Consider the following 1541-nt stretch of genomic DNA (forward strand, 5'->3'; position numbering starts at 1 on the left):
ACCGCACCCCCGAGGCCACCGCGCCGCACCTGGACCTCGAACTCCCCGGCGTCGCCGAGGCGATGCGCGCCCGTGGACTGGCCTCGACCCCCACCGCCGCCATGAGCCGCGGCCTGGCGGGCTTCTCCGGACGTACCCTGGTGGCGAACCTCCCGGGTTCGACGGGCGGGGTACGCGACGGACTGGCGGTGCTTGACGGACTGCTGGACCACCTGCTCGCCGTCCACGCCCACGGCGGCGGCCACTGACCGTCCCCGCAACCGCCCGGGTCCGCACCACGAGGAGGAACCGACCATGACAGTCCGCAGTCCACTCGTGCAGATCACCGAGACCGCGATCGACCCCCGTGAGGTCGAGAAGGCCGTCTGGAGCACCGCCGACGGAGCCATGGTCACGTTCTCCGGGGTGGTGCGAGACCACGACCACGGTCGCGACGTGCTGGACATCGAGTACTCGGCCCACCCCACGGCGCAGGACGTCCTGGAACGGCTCTGCGACGAGGTCGCGACCGAACACACCTCGCCCGACCTCGAGAAGGGCGGGCCGCTCGATCCACGGCGCTCCGTCCGCATCGGCGCGGTGCACCGGGTGGGGGTGCTGCCGGTGGGTGAGGTCGCGGTGGTCGTGGTGGCCGTGGCGCCGCACCGGGCTGAGGCCTTTGCCGCCTGCTCGGAGCTCATCGAACGCCTCAAGCAGGGGGTGCCGATCTGGAAGCGGCAGCGCTTCACCGACGGCGTCTCTGAATGGGTGGGCGTCGGCGACTGTTGAGTCCGTCAGGCTGGTCGTCTGCGGGATCCGTGCCTGTGGTGACCCGGCGGATTGACGAGTGTGCCGTCGTCAGCGATGGTGCGATCCGCGTAGGCGTTCCACTCGCGTTCCCGGATGGCGTCACGAGCACGGGCCAGGGGGCCCTTGGGTCTGGTGCGGTGTTCGTGTCCGGTGTCGGTGATGATGACGAGTTCACCCAACGGCCCGGACCGGTAGGCGTTGGTCCCGAACGTCTTCTCGCGGTGGTGTTTCCGACACAGGCAGACGAGGTTCCACTCGGTGGTCGGTCCGCCGAGTTCTGGGTCCTTCTTGTTGAACGCGATCACATGGTCCACGTCGCAGTCCTTGGCGGGAACCGAGCACCCCGGGTGCCGGCAGGTGCCGTCGCGCATGCGGATGCGCTCGGCCATCGCCGGGGTGATCACGTAGCGCAGGGCGTGTTCGGGGGAGTCGAGCACGCCCGGGGCAGGGTCGATGAGCTCGAACCGCACGCTCGCGTCGTCGCCCTCGAGCAGTTCCGTGCAGAGCCATTCGAAACTGCTGTACGTGCCGTGGACGAACTCGACACGGTTGGGCAGGCCCCGGGCCGCGGAGGCGATCACGCTGATACGGATCGGCTGACCGGCCCGCGCGGCGTTGCCCAGTGTGGGCCGGGGCAGGTCCGCCCCGACCCTGACGTCGCCGAGTTCGATGCCGTCGTGTTCGATGCCGTCGTGCTCGGACGCGGGGGCAGCGGCGGAGTCGGTGTCGGCCGCGGACCGGCCCGCGTCAGG

The 1541-nt window shown here is 70.5% G+C and carries 2 protein-coding genes and 1 pseudogene; 2 read left to right on the plus strand and 1 reads right to left on the minus strand.

Annotated features, from left to right (window positions below):
• Positions 1-248 (plus strand): annotated as a pseudogene (locus tag G6027_RS12760) (molybdopterin-binding protein); the annotation flags it as partial.
• A gap of 46 nt (positions 249-294) precedes the next feature.
• Positions 295-768: a molybdenum cofactor biosynthesis protein MoaE gene (locus G6027_RS12765; protein WP_182637507.1), complete on the plus strand. Its 474-nt coding sequence runs from the start codon at positions 295-297 to the stop codon at positions 766-768.
• 5 nt (positions 769-773) lie between these two features.
• Here G6027_RS12765 and G6027_RS12770 read toward each other — a convergent pair.
• Positions 774-1541: HNH endonuclease signature motif containing protein (locus G6027_RS12770; RefSeq protein WP_241727095.1), on the minus strand; the 768-nt coding region annotated here is incomplete at its 5' end.

The sequence above is a fragment of the Dietzia sp. SLG310A2-38A2 genome, from assembly GCF_014145095.1.
Lineage (GTDB): Bacteria > Actinomycetota > Actinomycetes > Mycobacteriales > Mycobacteriaceae > Dietzia.

Bases quoted from the DNA above. Each gene is read 5' to 3' on its own strand.
- G6027_RS12765 (WP_182637507.1), top strand. From the start codon at position 295: ATGACAGTCCGCAGTCCACTCGTGCAGATCACCGAGACCGCGATCGAC.